Below are 18,423 nucleotides of genomic sequence, written 5' to 3'. Positions count from 1 at the left end.
GCGGGGCGCCAGATCACCCTGAAGGTCGCCCCGAAAGTCGTCCCGAAAAGTGCTTTTGGCGCGAACCGGGAGCGACGCGGCTTCTGGGGGGCCCTTCAGGCCAGGCGCAGCTTTCAGCGCGCCATGGCGCGCGCCATGGGCGGCGCGTTAAAACCGCCGTTCAGCTTTTCGAGCATGCCGGCGACCGCGATGGTGGTGCGGTCCGCGCCTTCTGCGCCGACAATCTGCACGCCCGCCGGCAGCGCGCCATCGGCTTGCGGCACAGGCGCAACCGTCGCCGGGAGGTGGGCCACGGTGGCCAGGGCGGCCCAGTGCAGCAGGTTGAAATAGGGCGCGGCGATGCCGTCGCCCATGTCAATGCGGCGGCCGTGGATGTCCTTGCCATGGTCGTGGGCGATGGCGGTGACCGAGGCGGGCGGCATCAACACCACGTCGTAATTCTCGAAAAAGCGGCTCCAGGCCTGCTTCAGCTTTTCGCGGCGGGCCACAAGCTCCCGCCATTCGGCGGCGCCGAGGCCGGCGGCCCGGCATTGCTGCGCCTGGTGGCTGTGGTCGTCGGCGGCAAAGGAAGCGGCGTTGTCGGCGAGGCGCTGGCGCGCCTTCTCCGGCACGGCGGAGAGGGCGATGGCGTGGTTCATCAGGGCGTAGATCTCAAACGCCTCGAAGAAATCGAAATCCGGCCGGGCGTTTTCATCGACGGTCGCGCCCGCGTCGGCGAGGCTGCGGGCCGCGGCATTCACCGCCGCCGCCACCGCGGCGGAAACCGGCGCCTGGGCCTCGTTCAGCCACACGGCGACGCGCAGGCCCTGTGGCGTCGTCCGGCGCGGCGGCTCCAGCCTGGCCAGCGCGCCATTGGGCGAGTCAGAGCCGGCGGTCAGCGACAGGACCAGATCGAGGTCGGCGGCCGAGCGGGCGATGGGCCCGCCGACGCCCAGGTCCGGATTATGGTTCGCGGTTCCCGGCGCCGGCGGAATGTGGCCGCGCATCGGGACCAGATCCCAGGTGGATTTGTGGCCGAACAGGCCGCAGCAATGGGCCGGCCAGCGGATCGAGCCGCCAATATCCGAGCCCCATTCAAATGACGACATGCCGGTGGCGGTGGCCGCCGCCGCGCCGCCAGACGAGCCGCCAGGGCTGCGGGCGACATCCCACGGGTTGTTGGTGGTTCCGTAAACCGCGTTGAACGCCTGCCAGTCGCTGGTGAAGGCCGGGACATTGCTCTTGCCGAAAACCACCGCGCCGGCATTGCGCAGCCGGGCGATGGCGGCGGCGTCTTCTTCCGGAACATAATCCTTCAGTGGCGGCGCGCCGGCCGTGGCCGGCATGCCCTTCACGGCGAACGAATCCTTGATGGTGACCGGCAGGCCGTCGAGCGGCAGGGCCTTGCCGGCGGCGCGGCGGGCGTCGCTGGCGCGGGCGGCGGCGCGGGCGCCTTCCACATCCATGGCGACCACGGCGTTGAGCCCGGGGTTGAGGGCCGCCACGCGCTCCAGGGTCTTCTCCAGCAGGTCAACCGCCGTGGTTTCGCCGCGCGCCAGCGCAGCAAGCTGTTCACTGGCGGATTTTGTCAGCAGATCCATGGCGCTCTCCCGTTGCCGTATTTTTGGTCGCCCGCATGTGCGGCGGGCGGGGGTATGGATACATTCAGAAGAAAATTGCGCAACTGTTGGCGGCGCGCGGCGCGATGCGGCCTGGCTGAAGCTGGATTTTGCACAGTGGCGCAAGGCTGCGGTTGTCATGCGCATGTCCAGGAGGGGGCGAACCACATGAGTGAAACCGGGACAATTGAAGGCGGCTGTCTGTGTGGGCAATGCCGCTATGCATGTACGTGCGCGCCCATCAATATCCGCGCCTGCCATTGCCGCCGCTGTCAAAAGGCGACCGGCTCCTCCTTTTACGCGCGGCTCATGGCGCCGCTCGCCTCCGTGCGGATCAGCGGCCCGGTGCAGTGGTACGACGGTGGCGCGGGCATCCGGCGAGGGTTTTGCGGCGCCTGCGGCTCCACCCTGTTTTCTGAACGGGCGAGCGCTGGCACGATCGGGCTGGCGTTGGGTAGTCTCGATGACCCGGATGCGTTCAGGCCCTCGGAGCACATCTGGACGTCCGACATGCAGCGCTGGCTCTGTCTGGATGATGGCTTGCCGCAGCATGCCGAAGGCCCGCCGGCCTGACGCCAGTCACTCCAGGGCGTTGCGCCTGCGGCGCCAGCATCCACTGCGCGGGCGGCAAGGCGCGGCGACTGGCTGGAGGCCGGCGGTTCGCGCAGGGTCCGGCCTGTTGCCTGTTGCCTCGTCCCCGCCGTTCTGGCCGCTCCGACCTTTCGTCCTCAACCCCGGCTGCTGACCATGTCCAACAAACACCTTCCGTTGCTTTTGCTGGTGATCGCCGGACTGGTCGCCGCGCCGCTGGCGCTGGGGTTCGCCGGCGGGCTGCATCCGGCCTTCGATTCCTTCGCGCATTTCCGGACGCATCTGGCCGTGTTGACGGCGCTGCTGGCCCTGCCGCTGCTGTTCACCGCCCGGCGGCGCGGCGGGGCGGCGCTCGTGCTGCTGGCGGCGGCGGCGTTTGCCACCACTTTCGGCGCGTTCAACCAGCCGGGCGGACAGGATGCGCAGGCGGCGGGCGGGCGTTACCGGCTGATCCAGATCAACCTGCGTTTCGACAACCGGACGCCGGAGCGCCTCCTCGACATGATCGCGCGCGAGAACCCGGACATTATTGCCTATCAGGAGGGCGGCGCGCACTGGGCGCCGTGGCTCGACAGGCTGGCGGCGGCATATCCCCATCGCCTGCATTGCCCCAGGGCGTCGGGCGTCATGGCGGTAGGCCTGCTGTCCCGCCATCCGTTCCGGTGGGACAACGGCTCACGTCAGGAAAGCGGCGCTGACCACGCCGCTCCCACGGCGCCAGGCTGCGCCGGCGATGGCCTGATGGCGATCGCGCCGGTCAATCTGGGCGGAGTGGTGGTGCGCGTGGCGTCGTTGCATCTCGAATGGCCGTGGCCGTTCGCCCAGCAGCGGAACCTGCGTCAGATCAGGCCGGAGCTGGAAAAACTGCGCGGCCCGCGCATTATCGCCGGCGATTTCAACGCCACGCCGTGGAGCCATACGGTGCGGCAGGTGGAGGTCGCGGCCAGCGCGCGCGCCATGGGTAGCGCCAGAGTCACCTGGTTTACGTGGAGATTGCCGGCCGCGTTGAGGCCATATCTTGGCCTGCCGATCGACCAGATTCTGGTCAGCCGCGACATCATTGCGCCGCGTCTTGTGACGCTGGACCACGTCGGTTCGGACCATCTGCCGGTGCGGCTCGATTTCTCGACGCCGCCCGCCAGCTCGCAAACCGCCGCGCTCTAATCAGGCAGCGTGTTGCGCCACGCGCGCTGGATGCGATCAAGAGCCGCGATGTCGCTGGCGGGGAGGCGGCCAAGGGTCTGGTCCACATAGGCGCGCTGGATGGCAAGGCCGCGGGCGACCACCTCGCGCCCCTGCGCGGTGAGATAGAGCGCATGGCTGCGCCTGTCGCCGGGCAGGGCGCGGCGTTCGGCGAAGCCGCCGCGCACCAGCCGGTCAACCAGGCCGGAGACGTTGCCCTTGGTGACATAAAGGCGGTCGGCCAGTTCCTGCTGGCTCAGTCCTTCACGTTCCGACAGGGTGGAGAGCACGTCGAACTGCGGCACCGACAGGGCAATGTCGCGCAACTCGGCGGTGATCGCCGCGTAGAGCCGCCGGTTGAGTCGCACGAAGCGCAGCCAGACTTTCATGATGTCCGCCGCTTCATCCGCGCTCGCCGGGCCGGGAAGCGGTTCAATTGACGCGTTCACTGTCGCCTCCAGGTGCTGTCGCATGGCTCCGTCGCGACCCATGTCGCCAGCCGGCTTCTTACCAGCACACATGTTTACACATAAACCATTGCAATCGGGCGCGCCTGGACGATGATCGGTTCTGTCGGGCGCGAACCAGAACCTGTAGCCGGCGCGCGGCCGTAAAAAACATGGACGGGAGGACGAACGTGCTGGGTCTGATGCAGGATTGGCCGCTGTTGATACACCGGATCATTGATCACGCGGCGATACAACATGCGAACCGCGAAGTGATCACGCGCGCGATCGAGGGACCGTTTCATACGACGACTTATGCGGATATCCGCGCCCGCTCGCTCAAGGTGGCCCAACGCCTGGCGAAGGAAGGCGTGAACCCTGGCGACCGGATTGCCACGCTGGCGTGGAACACATGGCGCCACATGGAAGTCTGGTATGGCGTCACCGGCGTCGGCGCGGTTTACCACACGCTCAATCCGCGCCTGTTCGAGGATCAGCTCGCCTATATCGCCAATCACGCCGAAGACCGGCTGCTGTTCCTGGATCTGACCTTTGTCGGCCTGATGGAGAAGTTGCAGGACCGGATTCCGACCGTGCGGCGCTTCATCGTGCTGACCGACGCGGCCCACATGCCGCAGACCAGCCTGCGCGGCGCGATCGCCTATGAGGACTGGATCAACGAAGTTGACGGCGATTTCGCCTGGGTCCGCGTTGATGAGAACGCCGCCGCCGGCATGTGCTATACCTCCGGCACCACCGGCAATCCCAAGGGCGTGGTCTACTCCCACCGCTCCAACGTGCTGCACGCCATGATGTGCATGGCGCCGGACGTGCTGGGCCTGTCGGCGCGCGACACGGTGCTGCCAATCGTGCCGATGTTCCACGCCAACAGCTGGTCCCTGGCCTTCTCGGGCCCGATGTCCGGCGCGCGCATGGTCATGCCCGGCATGAAGCTGGACGGCGCCTCGGTGTATGAATTGCTGGAGCACGGCAAGGTGACCATTACCGCCGCCGTGCCGACGGTCTGGCTGATGCTGCTGCAGCACATGGAGGCGAATGACCTGCGCCCCACGACGCTTGAGCGCGTGGTGATTGGCGGTTCGGCCTGCCCGCGCTCGATGATCGAGGCGTTCGAGAGCCGCTATGGCGCTTCTGTCCGCCACGCCTGGGGCATGACCGAGATGAGCCCGATCGGCAGCTGCGGCATGATCAAGCCGGATTACGGCGAACTCGACCGCGAGGCCCTGTTCGACCTGAAGGTGAAGCAGGGCGCCGCGCCGTTTGGCGTGGAAATGAAGATCACCAATGACGCTGGCGAGGACCTGCCGTGGGACGGCAAGACTTTTGGCCGGCTGAAGACCCGCGGCCCGGCCGTGGCGAGCGCCTACTTCCGCAACGAAGGTGGTGAAATTCTTGACGCGGATGGCTTTTTCGACACAGGCGACGTGGCGACCATTGATCCGTATGGCTCCATGCAGATCACCGATCGCGCCAAGGACGTCATCAAGTCAGGCGGCGAGTGGATTTCCTCCATCGACATCGAGAATCTGGCGGTCGGCCATCCTGATGTCGCCGAGGCGGCGGTGATTGGCGTTGCTCACCCCAAATGGGACGAGCGGCCGCTGCTGGTGATCGTGCGCAAGGAGGGGCGGACGCCGGAGAAGGCGGACATCCTGGCCTGGATGGACGGCAAGATCGCCAAATGGTGGATGCCCGACGACGTGGCGTTTGTGGATGGAATTCCGCATACCGCCACCGGCAAGATCCAGAAAATGGAGCTACGCGAACAGTTCGCGAATTACCGTCTGCCCACGGCCTGAAGTGGACGCGCCGACCCCGCCGTGCTGTTGACAGGCGGCGGGCGGCGCAGCCACCCTCCGGTTCACGCGTTCCATCCCGCGCGCCAGCGCGCCGCGCCGTGGGGCGGGCGTTAATCACTGTTGAGCAATGGAGAACAGGGCTTGAAGCGGATGCGTCTGACGGAAGCGCGGACGCGCGCTGGTGGTTTTGCGCCAAAGCTGGCCTGGTTTGGCCTGTTCGTCACGATTGGCGGCGTTCTGGCGGCGCGGTTCGGCGAGGTCGGGCCCTTGCCGGCGATCGCGGTGATCTGCGCGGGCTGGGTGCTTTCAGCCATTGCCCTTTTGCTGGCGATCACCGGGCTTGTCGTGGTGTGGCGGCAGGGGTTGCGGGGCGCCGCATCCGCCATGCATGGACTTGTTCTCAGCTGTCTGGCTCTGGCCTGGCCGGTCATTCTCGGCGCGCAAATCTGGCGGGCGCCTGACCAGACGGACATTTCAACCGATGTGTTTTCACCTCCGGCTTTCGCCACCACGGCCACGGCGGTGGCGGGGCGCGGCGGCTTGATGCCGCCGCCGGCGCCGCCGGTCCAGCGGCCCGCGGCCGACCAGGCGCGCCTTATGGCCCTGCCGCTGTTTCTGGACCAGCAACCGGCCGACGCGCTGAAGGCCGCTGAAATGGCGGCGCGCTCGCTTGGCTGGACGCTGACTGACGCGACAGTCGCGCCAGATGGCGGCGGTCAGTTCGAGGCTGTCGCCAGAAGCGATCTGCTGCGCTTCCCGCAATATGTCGCCGTCCGGGTGCGCCCGACAGCAGATGGGGCGCAACTGGATGTGCGGGTGGTGTCCGTCTTCGGCCGTTACAGCCCGGGTTCGGGCGTGCAACGGGTGCTGGACCTGCATGAAGCGGTGCAGACGGTCGATGAGGGATAGGGCGGGATGCGTTGAAGCGGAATCGCGCCTTCGCCATCATTTTAGCTTCGCATGCTTTTCGCGGACAGGCGACGCCTGCCTGTCCGCACCATGCGCCAGGGTGGGGCGCTCCCGGCGATCCGGGCTTGCCGGAAGCTGGAATGCCCCAGGCCGTGAAATTGATGGGATATCCGCGACCTGCAAGGTTGGGGGGCGCCGGCCGATGGCGGGGCTGATGCCCGCGCCGCCAGCCGGGGGGCTCACGACGCCAGGCGGTAACGGCCCTTGAGTTTCGGGGCGCCGTCGGTGACGACCTTGCCGCGATTGGCCAGATCTTCCAGATGGGCGAAAACCGACAGGCCGGCGGCGCTGATCAGTTCGGGCGGCAGGCCGTCGTAGAGGCGCGGGACGATCTGGTCGATGGTTTCATCACCTTCGGTCAACCGGGCCAGAATGGCGTTTTCCCGCTGGCGACGGTGGACAAGCAGGCCGCGCACCAGCCGCTGCGGATCGGCGATCGGCGCGCCGTGTCCCGGCCAGTACACGGCTTCCGACCGGCCGCGCAGTTTTTCCAGCGAGGCCATGTAATCGGACATGGAGCCGTCGGGCGGGGCGACGATGGTGGTTGACCAGCCCATGACGTGATCGCCGGAAAACAGGCCGTTTTCCTCCGGCAGGGCGAAGGCCAGATGGTTGAGGCAATGACCGGGCGTCTCGATGGCGGTCAGGGTCCAGCCGGGCCCGGAAATCGAGTCGCCGTCGGCGAGGATCAGGTCCGGCGCGTAATCCAGATCAGCGCTGGCGTCGAGGCTGGTTCCTTCGCCTTCGCCCAGGGGGCGGGAGGGGCGGTGCGGGCCGCAGCCAACCAGGCGCGCGCCGGTCGCGGCCACGAGCGGCCCGGCCCCAGGCGAGTGATCCCTGTGGGTATGGGTGATCACCACATCGGTGATGGTTTCGCCCTGCGTTGCCGCAAGGATGGCCTGCAGATGCGCATCGTTCACCGGGCCCGGGTCAATGACGGCGATGCGCCCCCGCCCCACGATATAGGTGTTGGTGCCCCGGAACGTGTAGGGGCCCGGGTTGTCGACAAGAACCCGCCGGACGAGGGGGCTGAGTTCCATGACGACGCCGGCAGGAATATCAAACTCCTTGATAAAGGGCGCTTCCCCTGACGTCTGTTGGGCCATCTCGCGGTCTCCCGGAGCGCTTCCGCTGGATGCAGGCGGCGAAGACGCTCTGTCTTTTTGGTTTGTCAAAGCTCGACGCGCAAAAGCGCATGGCTTTCGCGGCAACCCTTCTGCTGCCTATCAAGTAGCGCAGCCTTGCGATGATCGCCAGAGCCCGAAAGGGCAGGGGAGAGGTGAAGCGCGGAAAAACCCGTTGCAGCTGGCGCCCGGAACCGCGGCGACGAGCGCCTGCGTGCATGGGGTTCATGCCCACTCGGGTTTCATGCTCAATCGGGGTTCATACCTGCTGAGCCCATACCTGCTGAGCCCAAGTCTGCTGAGCCCAAGTCTGCTGGAGCCCATATCGACCGGGTCGATATGGGCTGGAACCATGTGCGTTGGGGCCATGTCCGCTGTGATCATGTCCACTGGGGCCATGCGCCGTGGGACCGGAGGCGATCGCTCATGCCGGATTGGCAACGTCTGCCAGGCGCGGAGCGACCGGGCTGGCGCCGATCTGTTGGACGGAGCGATGCTGTGGCTTCCTGGCGTAGCCTGCATTGCAGATGTCAACGGATGCCGGTTGCGACTGCCATGTGGCAACGCATTGTGTGGCGAGAGGCGAAAACACTACGCGGCGCTCCGCCGCTACATCCCGGTGCAGACTCGCAGATCAAACCCCAATGAGCCGGGCTCATTGGGGTTTGATGAAGCTCGTGCTGCAAGCCGCATATCTTGCAAGGACATGCATCACGCAGGTTCGCGGTTTGCCGGTGACAGATGCGCCAGGTTCTTCGTGGTTGGGCGCTGGCAGGTGATATTGCTGGCAGGTGATATTCACGCGCGCAATAGACGGCAGGTTATTGTCGAATTGACAGGGCGGACTGAACGTATGCGCCGTCCTGTTCTGGTTCAGGAATTATAGTATATTTATCTGCGTATAATTATAATTTTTCAAAAAATACATAGTCCACGCGCGATCTCTGGCTACCAGCAAAGCATATGTACATTGCGTGCATGCTTGGGAATCGTGCGCGGAGGCGCAGCTGGTTGACGGTTGCCACTTCTATTGGCCAGCTGCCGCTCACATGTGGAGTCTGCGTCATCAACCGGTCCGGATCCGGTTGTGTCGGCTGTTCCGATTGAATTGGGGACGCTTCCAGGCGCAAGGGGAGCGCGAGGGCCAGTCTGGCGCCGGGAAGATGATCTGCCCTGTGCGCGCAGTGTGATCAACTGGGCCGCACGATGACAGGCAGGGCATGTTCACGTGCGAGCGCTCTTCCTCTGGCGCGCGTTCCCGCCTTGAGATTATGAATGACCGCCGTGTGGCGTTGTTTTTCCCGGGCATATTCCGATCGGGATCTTGCGTAATTCGGGGCGACCATTGGATAGTCAGGCGGCAAATTCCACTTTCTTCTGTATTCGGTTGGGGTCATGCCATACACCGTCGTCAGGTGTCGCTTCATGATCTTGAATTTTTTGCCGTCCTCAAGGCAGATAATATAATCTGGCGTAATGGAATTTCGAATTGGAACCGCTGGTTTTTGTTGCTCTGGCGCATCCTGTTTTGTTCCAGATATTTTGTTAAGCGATGCATGAACTGAATTGATGATCTCGGTAACTTGCGACCGGTCGATCGCATTGTTCTGGATATAGGCTGCTACAATACGCGCTGTAAGATTGATGAGGCTGGGTTCAGCTTCTGCTTGTGACATGCGCTTGCTCCAAAAAAATATAGACGCCCGCGAATTCTCGCAATTACGCCGGTATGTGGCGCGATGTGGGGCCTTGAATGATTTAATTGTTGCAACGGTTGGGGCCGTAGGGCTTTTCCTGGAGCCAGACAACTGAAATTTGGCAGAATTCTGAATTTATTTTGTTATTAAGCTGTTGCGAATATTAGCATGTCAACTTTACGTGCGTAACTTTTATTCCGTGCGTAAAGTTTTCGTTCGCCTTCTGGCAAATTTGCGCGATGTTTACTCCGGGCGCTTGCTGGCGCGGCCACAAGGGCGGCCACAGGGGGGCGACGGGGGCGGCGACAGGGGGCTTTGTTGTTGCCGGGTGCGGGGTGACCGGCGCCAGGGGGCGAATTACTGGCGCATTCCCGTTCCTCAATTGCTCAAACGCCGCGCGGGTTTAATCAACGCCGGATGAGTCACGCCTGGCGGACTTTTGGTACTATGCTGGCGGCGTGCGGCCGGCAGGCGGCCCGCGCGATGGCGGAAGCGCAAGAAAACATAAGCCAGCGTTTCCATTTGATGGGGAGGAGTAATCATGAACCAGTGGTTGCGCAGGGGCGCATTGTGCGCGGCGGCGGGATTTGCCGGATTGCTGGCGCCAGCGTTCGCCAGCGCCGGCTCCTTCACCGGGCCGGGTGTGACGGACAAGGAAATTCGCATCGGCAACACCATGCCTTACAGCGGGCCGGCTTCCGCGCTTGGCAATACGGGCAAGGTGATCGCCGCATACTTCAGGATGATCAATGATGCTGGCGGCGTGAATGGCCGCAAGATTGATCTGCGCTCCATGGATGATGGTTTCTCGCCGCCCAAGACGGTGGAGCAGACGCGAAAACTGGTTGAGGACGACCAGGTTGCTTTCATGTTCGCGACCATGGGCACGGCGCCCAGCTCGGCCATCCAGCGCTATCTCAGCGGCAAGGGCGTGCCGCTGATCTTTCTGATCAGCTCCGCCGGAAAATGGAACGATCCAAAGAACTTCCCGCAGACCATGGCTTTCCCGTGGCAGCCGCCATACAGCACCGAGGGTCGTATCTACCTCGATTACATGCGCAAGAACGACCCGAAGGCGCGCGTTGCGGTGCTTTACCAGAATGATGACAGCGGCAAGGAATACATCCGCGGGCTGCGCGAGGCGCTCGGGGCTGATGCTGACAAGGTAATCGCCGCGGCCATGCCGTTTGAGGTGACCGAGCCGACCGTCGATTCCCAGGTGCTGGCGCTGGCGGCCACGAAGGCGGAAGCCTTCATGATCCTTGGCGTTACGCCGCGCGCCTGCTCCCAGGCCATCCGCAAGGCGTGGGAAATTGGCTGGCGCCCCATGCGGTTCCTCGCCAGCAGCTGCATCAATCCGGACCAGATCCTGAAGCCGGCTGGCCTCGACAAGGCCGAGGGCATCATCACCATGCTGTCCTTCCGAACCGTGACTGCGGACTCGCACAATGACAGCAAGGTTTCCGGCTATCTCGACTTCATGAAAAAATATGCGCCCGGCATTGATCCCACCGACTTCTACGCTGTCTACGGTTACACGGTCGCCGGCGCCATGACTGAAGTGCTGAAAGCGGCGGGCGATAACCTGTCGCGTGAGAATGTCATGAAGCAGGCGGCGACGATGAAAGGCGTGGCGCTGCCGATGCTGCTGGACGGCATTACGCTCAACACAACGCCGGATGATTACCGGCCCCTGCGCTCCGGCTATCTGGCGCGCTTCACCAACGGCCAGTGGAAGCCGTTTGGGTCGTTGCTTTCGGGGCAGTGACCCGACGCGCGCCCGGAGCCCCGCCGCATGCCAGCGCCGGCATGCGGCGGGGCGCGCCGGCGCGGCCGCCCTCTGGTGGGGAAGGGATTGTGGGACGGGGGCCGGAATGGTCCTGGTCCTGGTCCTGGTGATCCTGGCCTCCCTGATCCTGGCCCCCACGATTTGGGTATGCGCGCCGGCGTCGATGGCGCGGCTCGCGCGCTTGTGAGCCGGCCCGCGACATTCATATTGTGTGAACCATAGTTCGAACGTGTTGGGCGGGACTCCGGACATTTTCACCGCAAATGCTGGAAAGAAACCTATCGCTCATATCTCGCCTCCCATGGTCGCCATGTGCAATGGGTGCGACTGTTGCGCGGGGGACGCTGCGGGACGGCGGCAAAAATGGCAGGAAAGACAGGCAAGTCGATCTGCCGGCGCTGTTCAGGGTCCATTGCCGGATCTGCCGCGCCGCGCGGATGCGAACTGAATCTTCTGTGACGCAGCTCACAGGCCGGAGATATGTATGAAGAGGCGGCCGCGGGGGCGGTGGCGCACCCCCCTGTGTAAGGAACTGTTTGTTGGCGCGGCCCTGGCTTCTGTCAGCGCGCCTGTCGCGACCCTCGGGCTGACCGCTGTGGCGTCGGATGCGCGCGCCTTCGATTTCTTCGGGCTGTTCGGCGATAAAAAGCCGGAGCCTGTCGCCGACGCCGTGACCTATGAGGTCCGGTTTGAGGCGGACGGAAACAGGTCGCTGGCCAATGCGATGCAGAGCGCCTCGACGCTTTACCGTTTGCGCAAGGATGCGCCGCCGGACGGCATGGCGCTGGCGCAGCGCGCCGCCATCGATCTCGCGCCGATGATCGACGCCATGTGGGCCGAGGGATTTTACGACGCCGTCGTCAGCGTCGAGATCGCTGGCGCGAAGCTGCAATTGCCGGTGAGCGAGGCGTCGTTGCAGGCGGCTGGCCGCGCCGCCGGCGCCATGCGCGGTCGTCAGGTCGTTCCCGTGACGGTCAGCGTCAATCCGGGCGAGCAATACACCCTGTCATCGCTGGAAGTGAAAGACGCCCAGGGGCGGAGCCTGTCCCGGGCCGAACTGCCGCAGAACGTGCTGAGGATGGGTGATGGCGCCCCGGCGCGGGCTGGCGATCTGCGCGCCGCCAGCGCCCGCGCCGTCGACTGGTATCGCGGCGAATCCTATCCGCTGGCAAAGGGCGTGGATATCGCCGCCACCGTCAATCACGACACGCGCACCATGCAGGCGACCATTGTGGTGTCGCCGGGGCAAAAAGCGCCGATCGGTGAGGTGGAGGTGCGCAATGCGGGCGGCGCCAGACCGGGGGAAGGCCCCACGGTTGATCCGCGCGTCATCCGCTCCTTCATCTATCTGGAGCCGGGCGAGCCCTATTCGCCAAAGAAGCTGGCGGACACGCGCCGTTCGCTCACCGAGCTTCCCATTCTTGGCGGCGTGCGCGTCACCACGCCAGACCGGCTCGACGCGGAGGGGCGCATCCCGGTTTTCGTTGACGTGACGGAGCGGCTGCCTCGCGTCATCGGCTTTTCCGCCGGCTATTCCACGGTGGATGGTCCGAATTTGCGCGCCTATTGGGAGCATCGCAATCTGTTCGGCGGCGCCGAGCAACTGCGGCTTGAGGGCAGCATCTTTGTCGCGCCGCGCAACGACGGCACCCGCCGCAAGGGCGTGGCGGATCTCAACGAAGGCGATTTCGGCGGCCGTTTCCGCGCCACGTTCATCAAACCGGCGCTTGGCGGCACCCGCAACGACCTGATCGTCGAGGCCATGGCCGAGCGCGACCGCACCGGCGGCGACCGCTACGGCGGCTATACGGTGCGCGACGTGCAGGCGACGGCGTCGATCCGGCATCGCATCAGCGATGTGTTTTCCGTTCAGGGTGGTCTGAAGGTCGAGCGCGGCCAGACCAGCGACGTGCTGTCGGCGATCGACTATACCCTGGTCGGAACGCCGGTATCCGTCACGTACGACTCCACCGACAATCCGCTGGACGCCACCCGGGGCTTCAAGGTCGTGGCCTCGGCGACGCCGTACCCGTCGTTCCTTGGTTCGACGGTGAATTTCACCGAAGGCAAGCTGACGGCCTCCACTTACTACGCGGTGGATGAAGACGCGCGCATCGTGCTGGCCGGCCGCGTGACGATCGGCATGCTTGGCGGCCCCACCCTCAGCGAGATCCCGGCCAATCACCGCTTTTACGCTGGCGGCGCTTCGTCGGTGCGCGGCTACCGGTTGAATTCGCTGGGTCCCCAGGATGGCAGGTTCGGGTTTGTCGTTGGCGGGCGGAGCCTGCTGACGATGAATCTGGAAGCGCGCATCAAGGTGACCGACACCATCGGCGTCGTGCCATTTTTCGATGCCGGCAACGCCTTCGAAAGCTCCACGCCGCATCTGAAGGACAAGCTGTATAAATCGGCGGGCATTGGCCTGCGCTATTATACGCCCATCGGCCCGATCCGCGCCGATTTCGCCTTCCCGCTGGACCGGCGCAAGGGTGACAGGCCGGTCAGCATGTACATCAGCATAGGGCAGTCGTTCTGATGATCCGGCTTTTCAAAAACCGGTCGCTCCGGCAGGTCCTGCTTCTGGTTCCGGTGGTTGTGCTGGCGCTGGGCGCGCTGGCGTGGGTGCTGGCGCCGGAGGATGTCCGTTCGGACGATGCCGAGCGCACCGTGCTGGGCGACCTGATTTCCCGGGTGCTGTCCACCGACAACGCCACCGTGTCGGTGGGGGCGGTGGACGGCGCGCTGTCATCCGACGCGACGATCCGCAATGTGGTGATCTCCGACCGCCAGGGACCGTGGCTGCGCCTGAACGAGGCGCGGCTGATCTGGCGGCGGCTGGCGCTGCTGTCTGGCCGGCTGGAGATTGATCGTCTGGAGATCGGTCGGCTGGAGCTGATCCGCCGTCCCGTTCCGCCCGAGCGCGAGGTGACGCCGGCCAGCGATGAGCCGCTGCTGCCGCAACTGCCGGTGGAAGTGATTGTCAGGGCGTTCCAGCTCAAGGACCTCTCCCTCGGCGAAGCATTCGCTGGCGTCGCGGCGCAGATCGGCGCCGATGGCGAGGCGCGGCTGGGTGATCCGGCCCAGGGCCTGAATTTCCGGCTGGATGCGAAGCGCCTCGATGCGCCTGGGCAATTCACCGCACAGGTGACGTTCACGCCCAATGACAAGAACCTGAAAGTGCAATTGCACGCCAATGAGCCGGCGGGCGGCCTGGTGGCGCGGCTGGCGTCGATCCCCGGCCTGCCGGCCATGAAGCTGGACGTGGACGGCGCCGGTCCGCTGGACAATTTCAACGCCAGGCTGGATCTTGACGGCGGTCCGGATCTTTCCGCGCGCGGCTCGGCCAGGCTGACGCAGCAGGATCCTGCCCAGCAGAAGGTTTCTGGCGGCGGCCGCGTGATGACGCTGGATATGGCCGCGCGCGTCTCCGGGGTGCTTCCCGCCCCGGTGGCGCCGGTGTTCGCCGGCGACACCCGGCTTGGCGGCCGCATCTTCCTCAACAGCGACGGCGCCTTCTGGCTCGACGATCTGGCGGTGCAGGCCGAGGCGGCGCGGCTTTCGGTCACCGGCGGCATGACCTCCGGCAAACAGCTCGACGTGAAGGTGATGGCCGGCGCGGTGCCGAATGACGGCGCCGTGCTGCGCACGGGCAACGCCGAGATTGGCAAGCTGGATTTCAACGCGCGCATCACCGGCCAGCCGTCGATGCCGACCGTGAAGGCCAGCCTCGATCTGGCGAAGGCCAGATTGCCGACGGGCAATATCGCCTCCGCCAGGGCGACGCTGGACGCGGAGCCTACCGGCGTGATTGGCGAGCGCGGCACGCGTCTGAACATACAGGCTGACGCCACGGCCACGGGCATCGCTTTGGCGGACAAGGGGCTGGACGCGGCGATTGGCGACAAGGTCAGCCTGACATTGCGGGCGGCGCTTGGGCGTTACGGCACGGCGCATGTGGACGTGTTCAATGTGGCCACGGCCTCCGGCGCGGTCGATTTCAAGGGCATCGCCGGCAGTCACCGGCTGGATGGCGTGCTGGCGGCGAAGGTTCCAGACCTGGCGCGGCTGCGCCTGCTCACCGGCATGCGGCTGAGCGGCGCGCTTGATGTTGGCGCCAAACTCACCGGCGAGCCGCGCTTTAACCGCATCCGCGCCGAACTGAATGGCGGCGCGCGCGATCTGGGCACGGGCATTGAGGTTGTCGACGGACTGAGCGGCGGCCGCGTGACGCTGACGGGCGCGGTGGAAGTGGCGCCGCGCGGCGGCTTCGGTTTTGACAATTTGCTGCTTGCCGGGACGCACGCGACCATGCGCGTCAACGGGCAGGCGCGGGAAGACCAGTCCGCCATCGAGGCGCTGGCGACCATCGCCGACCTGCGCTACGCCGACCGGCGCATGACCGGCAGGGGCGAGCTTCAGGCCAGCCTGACCGGGCCGCTGACCCGGCCGGACGCGGTAGCGACGCTCAGCATCCGCGACGGCTCCATGCTGGGACGCCCGGCGCCGCAACTGCAACTGGTGGTGAAGGCCACGGACCTCACCGGCAATCTGGTCGCCAACGCCAACCTCAGCGGTGAGCTTGATCGCAAGCCGGTGAGGGGCGTCGTCGAGGCGGCGCGGCTTGCCGGCGGGGGCTGGGATATCCGGGGCCTGGATTTCGCCATGGGCTCCGTCACCGCCCAGGGGGCTGTGGCGATTGACGCGGCCAATCTGGCGAAGGGGCGCCTCACGGTGCGGGCCGCCAATCTGGACGATGTCTCGGCTCTGGCCTTGCGCCAGCTCGCCGGGCAGCTCAATGCCGACCTGACCCTGGAGCACGTCGGCGGCGGCCAGAACGTCGCCGTGCGGGCCGACGGCGCGCGCATGCGCTTTGGCGACATCAGGGCTGACCGTCTGAACGCCGATCTGCGGGCCAATGATGTTTTGCGCCGGCCTTCCGCGGATGGCTTCGTCAACGTCGACAATGCCATTGTTGGCGGCCAGCCCATGTCCCGCGTCCGGCTGGAGGCGCGCGGCGCCGGCGCAGCCACCGACCTCTCGCTGGCGGCGGTGGCCGCCGGGTTCGATCTGGACGCGAAGGCGCGCTTGACCCCCGGGGACCAGACGCGCGTCGATGTATCCAGTTTCACGGCGCGTCGCGGCGCGCATCGCATAGCCCTGGCCGGGCCGGCGAGCCTCGTCGTGGTTGATGGCGGCGTCGATATCCGCCAGCTGGCGGTGGCGCTGGGCAGCGGGCGGCTGACGGTTCAGGGCCGGGCGGGCCGGACGCTGGACCTCAATGTCGGCGCCAGGGCCGTGCCGCTGTCTGTCGCGGAAATTTTCGCGCCAGGTCTTGGTCTGGCCGGCGTGCTGGAGGGCGATGCGACCGTCAGGGGGACATCATTGGCCCCATCCGGACAATGGCGCATCAATCTGTCTGGCGTCTCGGCGGCCGCCGCGCGCGCCGCCGGCCTTCCGCCGGCAACGATGAGCGCCAATGGCGTGCTTGACGGCGCCGGGCGCACGTCGCTGAACGCGACGGTGACAGCGGGCAGGATTGCCGATCTGCGCATTTCCGGCAGCGCTCCGCTCGATCCGGGCGGCCGTCTCGACGTGGGCGTCCGGGGGCGGGTCGATCTGGGCGTGGCCAATGCCCAGCTGGCGCCGGCTGGCCGGCGTCTGACCGGCGCGGCCACCGTGGACGTGCGGGTGGGCGGCTCCGCCATGCATCCGCAGATCACCGGCGGCGGCGCACTGTCTGGCGGGACGTTCTCCGACGCGGTCACCGGCGTGCGCCTGAACAATATCAACGGCCAGATCACCGCGCGCGGCCAGGAAATCGTCGTGCAGCGCATCGCCGCCTCCACGCCCAATGGCGGCTCCCTGTCCGTCACCGGCAATGTGCGGGTGGACCCGGCGGCCGGCTTCCCTGGTTCGTTCCGGATCACCGGCTCCAACGCTTTGCTGGTGAACGACGGCATGGCGCGCGCCGCCGCCGATCTGAACCTCACCGCGGCCGGGCCGCTGGCTTCCCGGCCGCGCATCGGCGGAACCATCAGCATCCGCTCGCTCAATATCAGCGTGCCCAACCGGTTGCCGGGCTCCCTGCGGCCGCTGGCCCACGTCCGGCAAATCGCGCCAACGCCGCAGGCGCAGGCGCGCCTTGCGCTCGAACAGCGCGCCCGCGCCCAGGGCAAGCGCGCCGCGCCGTTTGACGCGGTTCTCGATCTGGTCGTGACGTCGCAGAACACGATCCAGGTCGGCGGGCGGGGCATCAACGCGGTGCTGGGCGGCCAGTTGCGCATCGCCGGAACCATGTCGGCGCCGGCCCCGACGGGCGGCTTCGCCATGCGCAGCGGCAGCTTCGATCTCGGTTCACAGGCGCTGGACTTCACCCGGGGGCAGGTCACCTTCAGCGGCACGCTCAGCCCGGAGCTGGATTTCGTTGCCGAGACCATCGCTGGCGGCGTGACGGCGCGAATCCAGATCTCTGGCCCGGCCAGCGATCCGGCGTTTGATTTCAGCTCCAGCCCGGCGATGGCCAGGGAAGAGGTGATCTCGCGCATCCTGTTCGGCCAGTCGGCGGGCGAGCTCTCCGGCCTTGAGGCGCTGCAACTGGCCCAGATCGCCGCCCAGTTCTCGGGCGATGGCGACAGCGCGTTTGACAGCCTGCGCCGCACCCTTGGTCTCGGCGGCTCCGACATGGATGGGGACAGCAACCAGGGCTTCCTGGCGCGGGCCAGCCGGGCGCTTGGCAAGCGCATCCGCTTCAGCGTCAAGCCAGGCACGTCGCCGGAAACCACCGGCCTTGGCGTCAACATCAACGTGACCCGTCACATTCGCGTCCAGGGTCTCGTGGGGGCCACCGGCAATACCTCGGTGAATATTGGCGCCGAATGGGAATACTGATTCGCGCCGGCGAGTTGAGGGCCCCCATGGCGGTTGCCAATGGGGCGTCCGCTTCTCTGGCGCCCTTGCAAGGCTGTTTTGCAAGGTTGTTTTACCCGCTCCCTTTGCCGGACGGGGCGCCGGTCCCCGGGCGTCGATCCAGCGATTTTCGTTCAGAAATTTCTGGCGGCGGGCAATAAATCTTGCCGGTCCGTTACTGCCCTACTATTGTCCCCAGGCTTTCACATTTTGGTGAGATCGCTGGTATGTCCGCTGTGTGATTGAAGAATCGCCTTTTGGGGCGCCGGGCCGGGGGCCTGGCGCCGCCGGATGGCGGGAA

General features: G+C 65.9%; 11 protein-coding genes. 7 read left to right on the top strand and 4 right to left on the bottom strand.

The genetic code is table 11. From position 1 onward, the window contains the following. Positions 1-113 precede the first annotated feature (113 nt). The gene (locus tag ACERNI_RS06770; RefSeq protein WP_448832511.1) at positions 114-1,580 is read right to left on the bottom strand and encodes an amidase; all 1,467 of its coding nucleotides are present in this window, start codon (positions 1,578-1,580) and stop codon (positions 114-116) included. A 186-nt stretch (positions 1,581-1,766) separates the two neighbouring features. Between ACERNI_RS06770 and ACERNI_RS06765 the strand changes: the two genes are divergently transcribed. Both ACERNI_RS06765 and ACERNI_RS06760 read left to right on the top strand, forming a co-directional pair. Then, a complete protein-coding gene (locus ACERNI_RS06765) occupies positions 1,767-2,171 on the top strand; it encodes a GFA family protein (protein ID WP_448832510.1) in 405 nt (134 codons plus the stop codon). Between the two features lie 174 nt (positions 2,172-2,345). Next, positions 2,346-3,353 (top strand): endonuclease/exonuclease/phosphatase family protein, encoded by a 1,008-nt coding sequence (locus tag ACERNI_RS06760; RefSeq protein WP_448832509.1) that lies wholly within the window; start codon positions 2,346-2,348, stop codon positions 3,351-3,353. Here the strand turns inward: ACERNI_RS06760 and ACERNI_RS06755 are convergent. Continuing rightward, a complete protein-coding gene (locus tag ACERNI_RS06755; protein ID WP_448832832.1) occupies positions 3,350-3,760 on the bottom strand; it encodes a MarR family winged helix-turn-helix transcriptional regulator in 411 nt (136 codons plus the stop codon). The genes ACERNI_RS06760 and ACERNI_RS06755 overlap by 4 nt on opposite strands. A gap of 248 nt (positions 3,761-4,008) precedes the next feature. Here ACERNI_RS06755 and ACERNI_RS06750 point away from each other — a divergent pair, with 248 nt between their 5' ends. After that, positions 4,009-5,637: a long-chain-fatty-acid--CoA ligase gene (locus tag ACERNI_RS06750; RefSeq protein WP_448832508.1), complete on the top strand. Its 1,629-nt coding sequence runs from the start codon at positions 4,009-4,011 to the stop codon at positions 5,635-5,637. 150 nt (positions 5,638-5,787) lie between these two features. After that, the gene (locus tag ACERNI_RS06745) at positions 5,788-6,546 is read left to right on the top strand and encodes a DUF1499 domain-containing protein (protein ID WP_448832831.1); all 759 of its coding nucleotides are present in this window, start codon (positions 5,788-5,790) and stop codon (positions 6,544-6,546) included. Between the two features lie 239 nt (positions 6,547-6,785). On the opposite strand, the gene ACERNI_RS06740 is transcribed toward ACERNI_RS06745, so the two are convergent. Then, entirely contained in the window at positions 6,786-7,712 is a 927-nt protein-coding gene (locus tag ACERNI_RS06740) for an MBL fold metallo-hydrolase (protein ID WP_448832507.1), read from the bottom strand. A 1,208-nt stretch (positions 7,713-8,920) separates the two neighbouring features. Further along, on the bottom strand, positions 8,921-9,406 hold the full coding sequence (locus ACERNI_RS06735) for a MucR family transcriptional regulator (protein ID WP_448832506.1): 486 nt from the start codon (positions 9,404-9,406) through the stop codon (positions 8,921-8,923). Between the two features lie 562 nt (positions 9,407-9,968). Here ACERNI_RS06735 and ACERNI_RS06730 point away from each other — a divergent pair. The 3 genes from ACERNI_RS06730 (at position 9,969) to ACERNI_RS06720 (ending at position 18,104) form a co-directional block, all read left to right on the top strand. Continuing rightward, the gene (locus ACERNI_RS06730) at positions 9,969-11,195 is read left to right on the top strand and encodes an ABC transporter substrate-binding protein (protein WP_448832505.1); all 1,227 of its coding nucleotides are present in this window, start codon (positions 9,969-9,971) and stop codon (positions 11,193-11,195) included. 505 nt (positions 11,196-11,700) lie between these two features. Next, complete coding sequence (locus tag ACERNI_RS06725) at positions 11,701-13,752, top strand: autotransporter assembly complex protein TamA (protein ID WP_448832504.1); 2,052 nt, start codon at positions 11,701-11,703, stop codon at positions 13,750-13,752. 1,169 nt (positions 13,753-14,921) lie between these two features. Further along, positions 14,922-18,104 carry a translocation/assembly module TamB domain-containing protein gene (locus tag ACERNI_RS06720; RefSeq protein ID WP_448832830.1) on the top strand — a complete coding sequence of 1,061 codons (3,183 nt, stop codon included), beginning with the start codon at positions 14,922-14,924 and terminating at the stop codon, positions 18,102-18,104. Positions 18,105-18,423 lie beyond the last annotated feature (319 nt).

Source organism: Camelimonas sp. ID_303_24 (assembly GCF_053543495.1).
This window is presented reverse-complemented; position numbering and strand designations above follow the sequence as displayed.

Excerpts from the sequence above, each read along its gene's own strand:
- ACERNI_RS06770 (WP_448832511.1), bottom strand. The coding sequence starts at position 1,580 with ATGGATCTGCTGACAAAATCCGCCAGTGAACAGCTTGCTGCGCTGGCG.
- ACERNI_RS06765 (WP_448832510.1), top strand. The coding sequence starts at position 1,767 with ATGAGTGAAACCGGGACAATTGAAGGCGGCTGTCTGTGTGGGCAATGC.
- ACERNI_RS06760 (WP_448832509.1), top strand. The coding sequence starts at position 2,346 with ATGTCCAACAAACACCTTCCGTTGCTTTTGCTGGTGATCGCCGGACTG.
- ACERNI_RS06755 (WP_448832832.1), bottom strand. The coding sequence starts at position 3,760 with ATGAAAGTCTGGCTGCGCTTCGTGCGACTCAACCGGCGGCTCTACGCG.
- ACERNI_RS06745 (WP_448832831.1), top strand. The coding sequence starts at position 5,788 with ATGCGTCTGACGGAAGCGCGGACGCGCGCTGGTGGTTTTGCGCCAAAG.
- ACERNI_RS06740 (WP_448832507.1), bottom strand. The coding sequence starts at position 7,712 with ATGGCCCAACAGACGTCAGGGGAAGCGCCCTTTATCAAGGAGTTTGAT.
- ACERNI_RS06735 (WP_448832506.1), bottom strand. The coding sequence starts at position 9,406 with ATGTCACAAGCAGAAGCTGAACCCAGCCTCATCAATCTTACAGCGCGT.
- ACERNI_RS06730 (WP_448832505.1), top strand. The coding sequence starts at position 9,969 with ATGAACCAGTGGTTGCGCAGGGGCGCATTGTGCGCGGCGGCGGGATTT.
- ACERNI_RS06725 (WP_448832504.1), top strand. The coding sequence starts at position 11,701 with ATGAAGAGGCGGCCGCGGGGGCGGTGGCGCACCCCCCTGTGTAAGGAA.
- ACERNI_RS06720 (WP_448832830.1), top strand. The coding sequence starts at position 14,922 with ATGCCGACCGTGAAGGCCAGCCTCGATCTGGCGAAGGCCAGATTGCCG.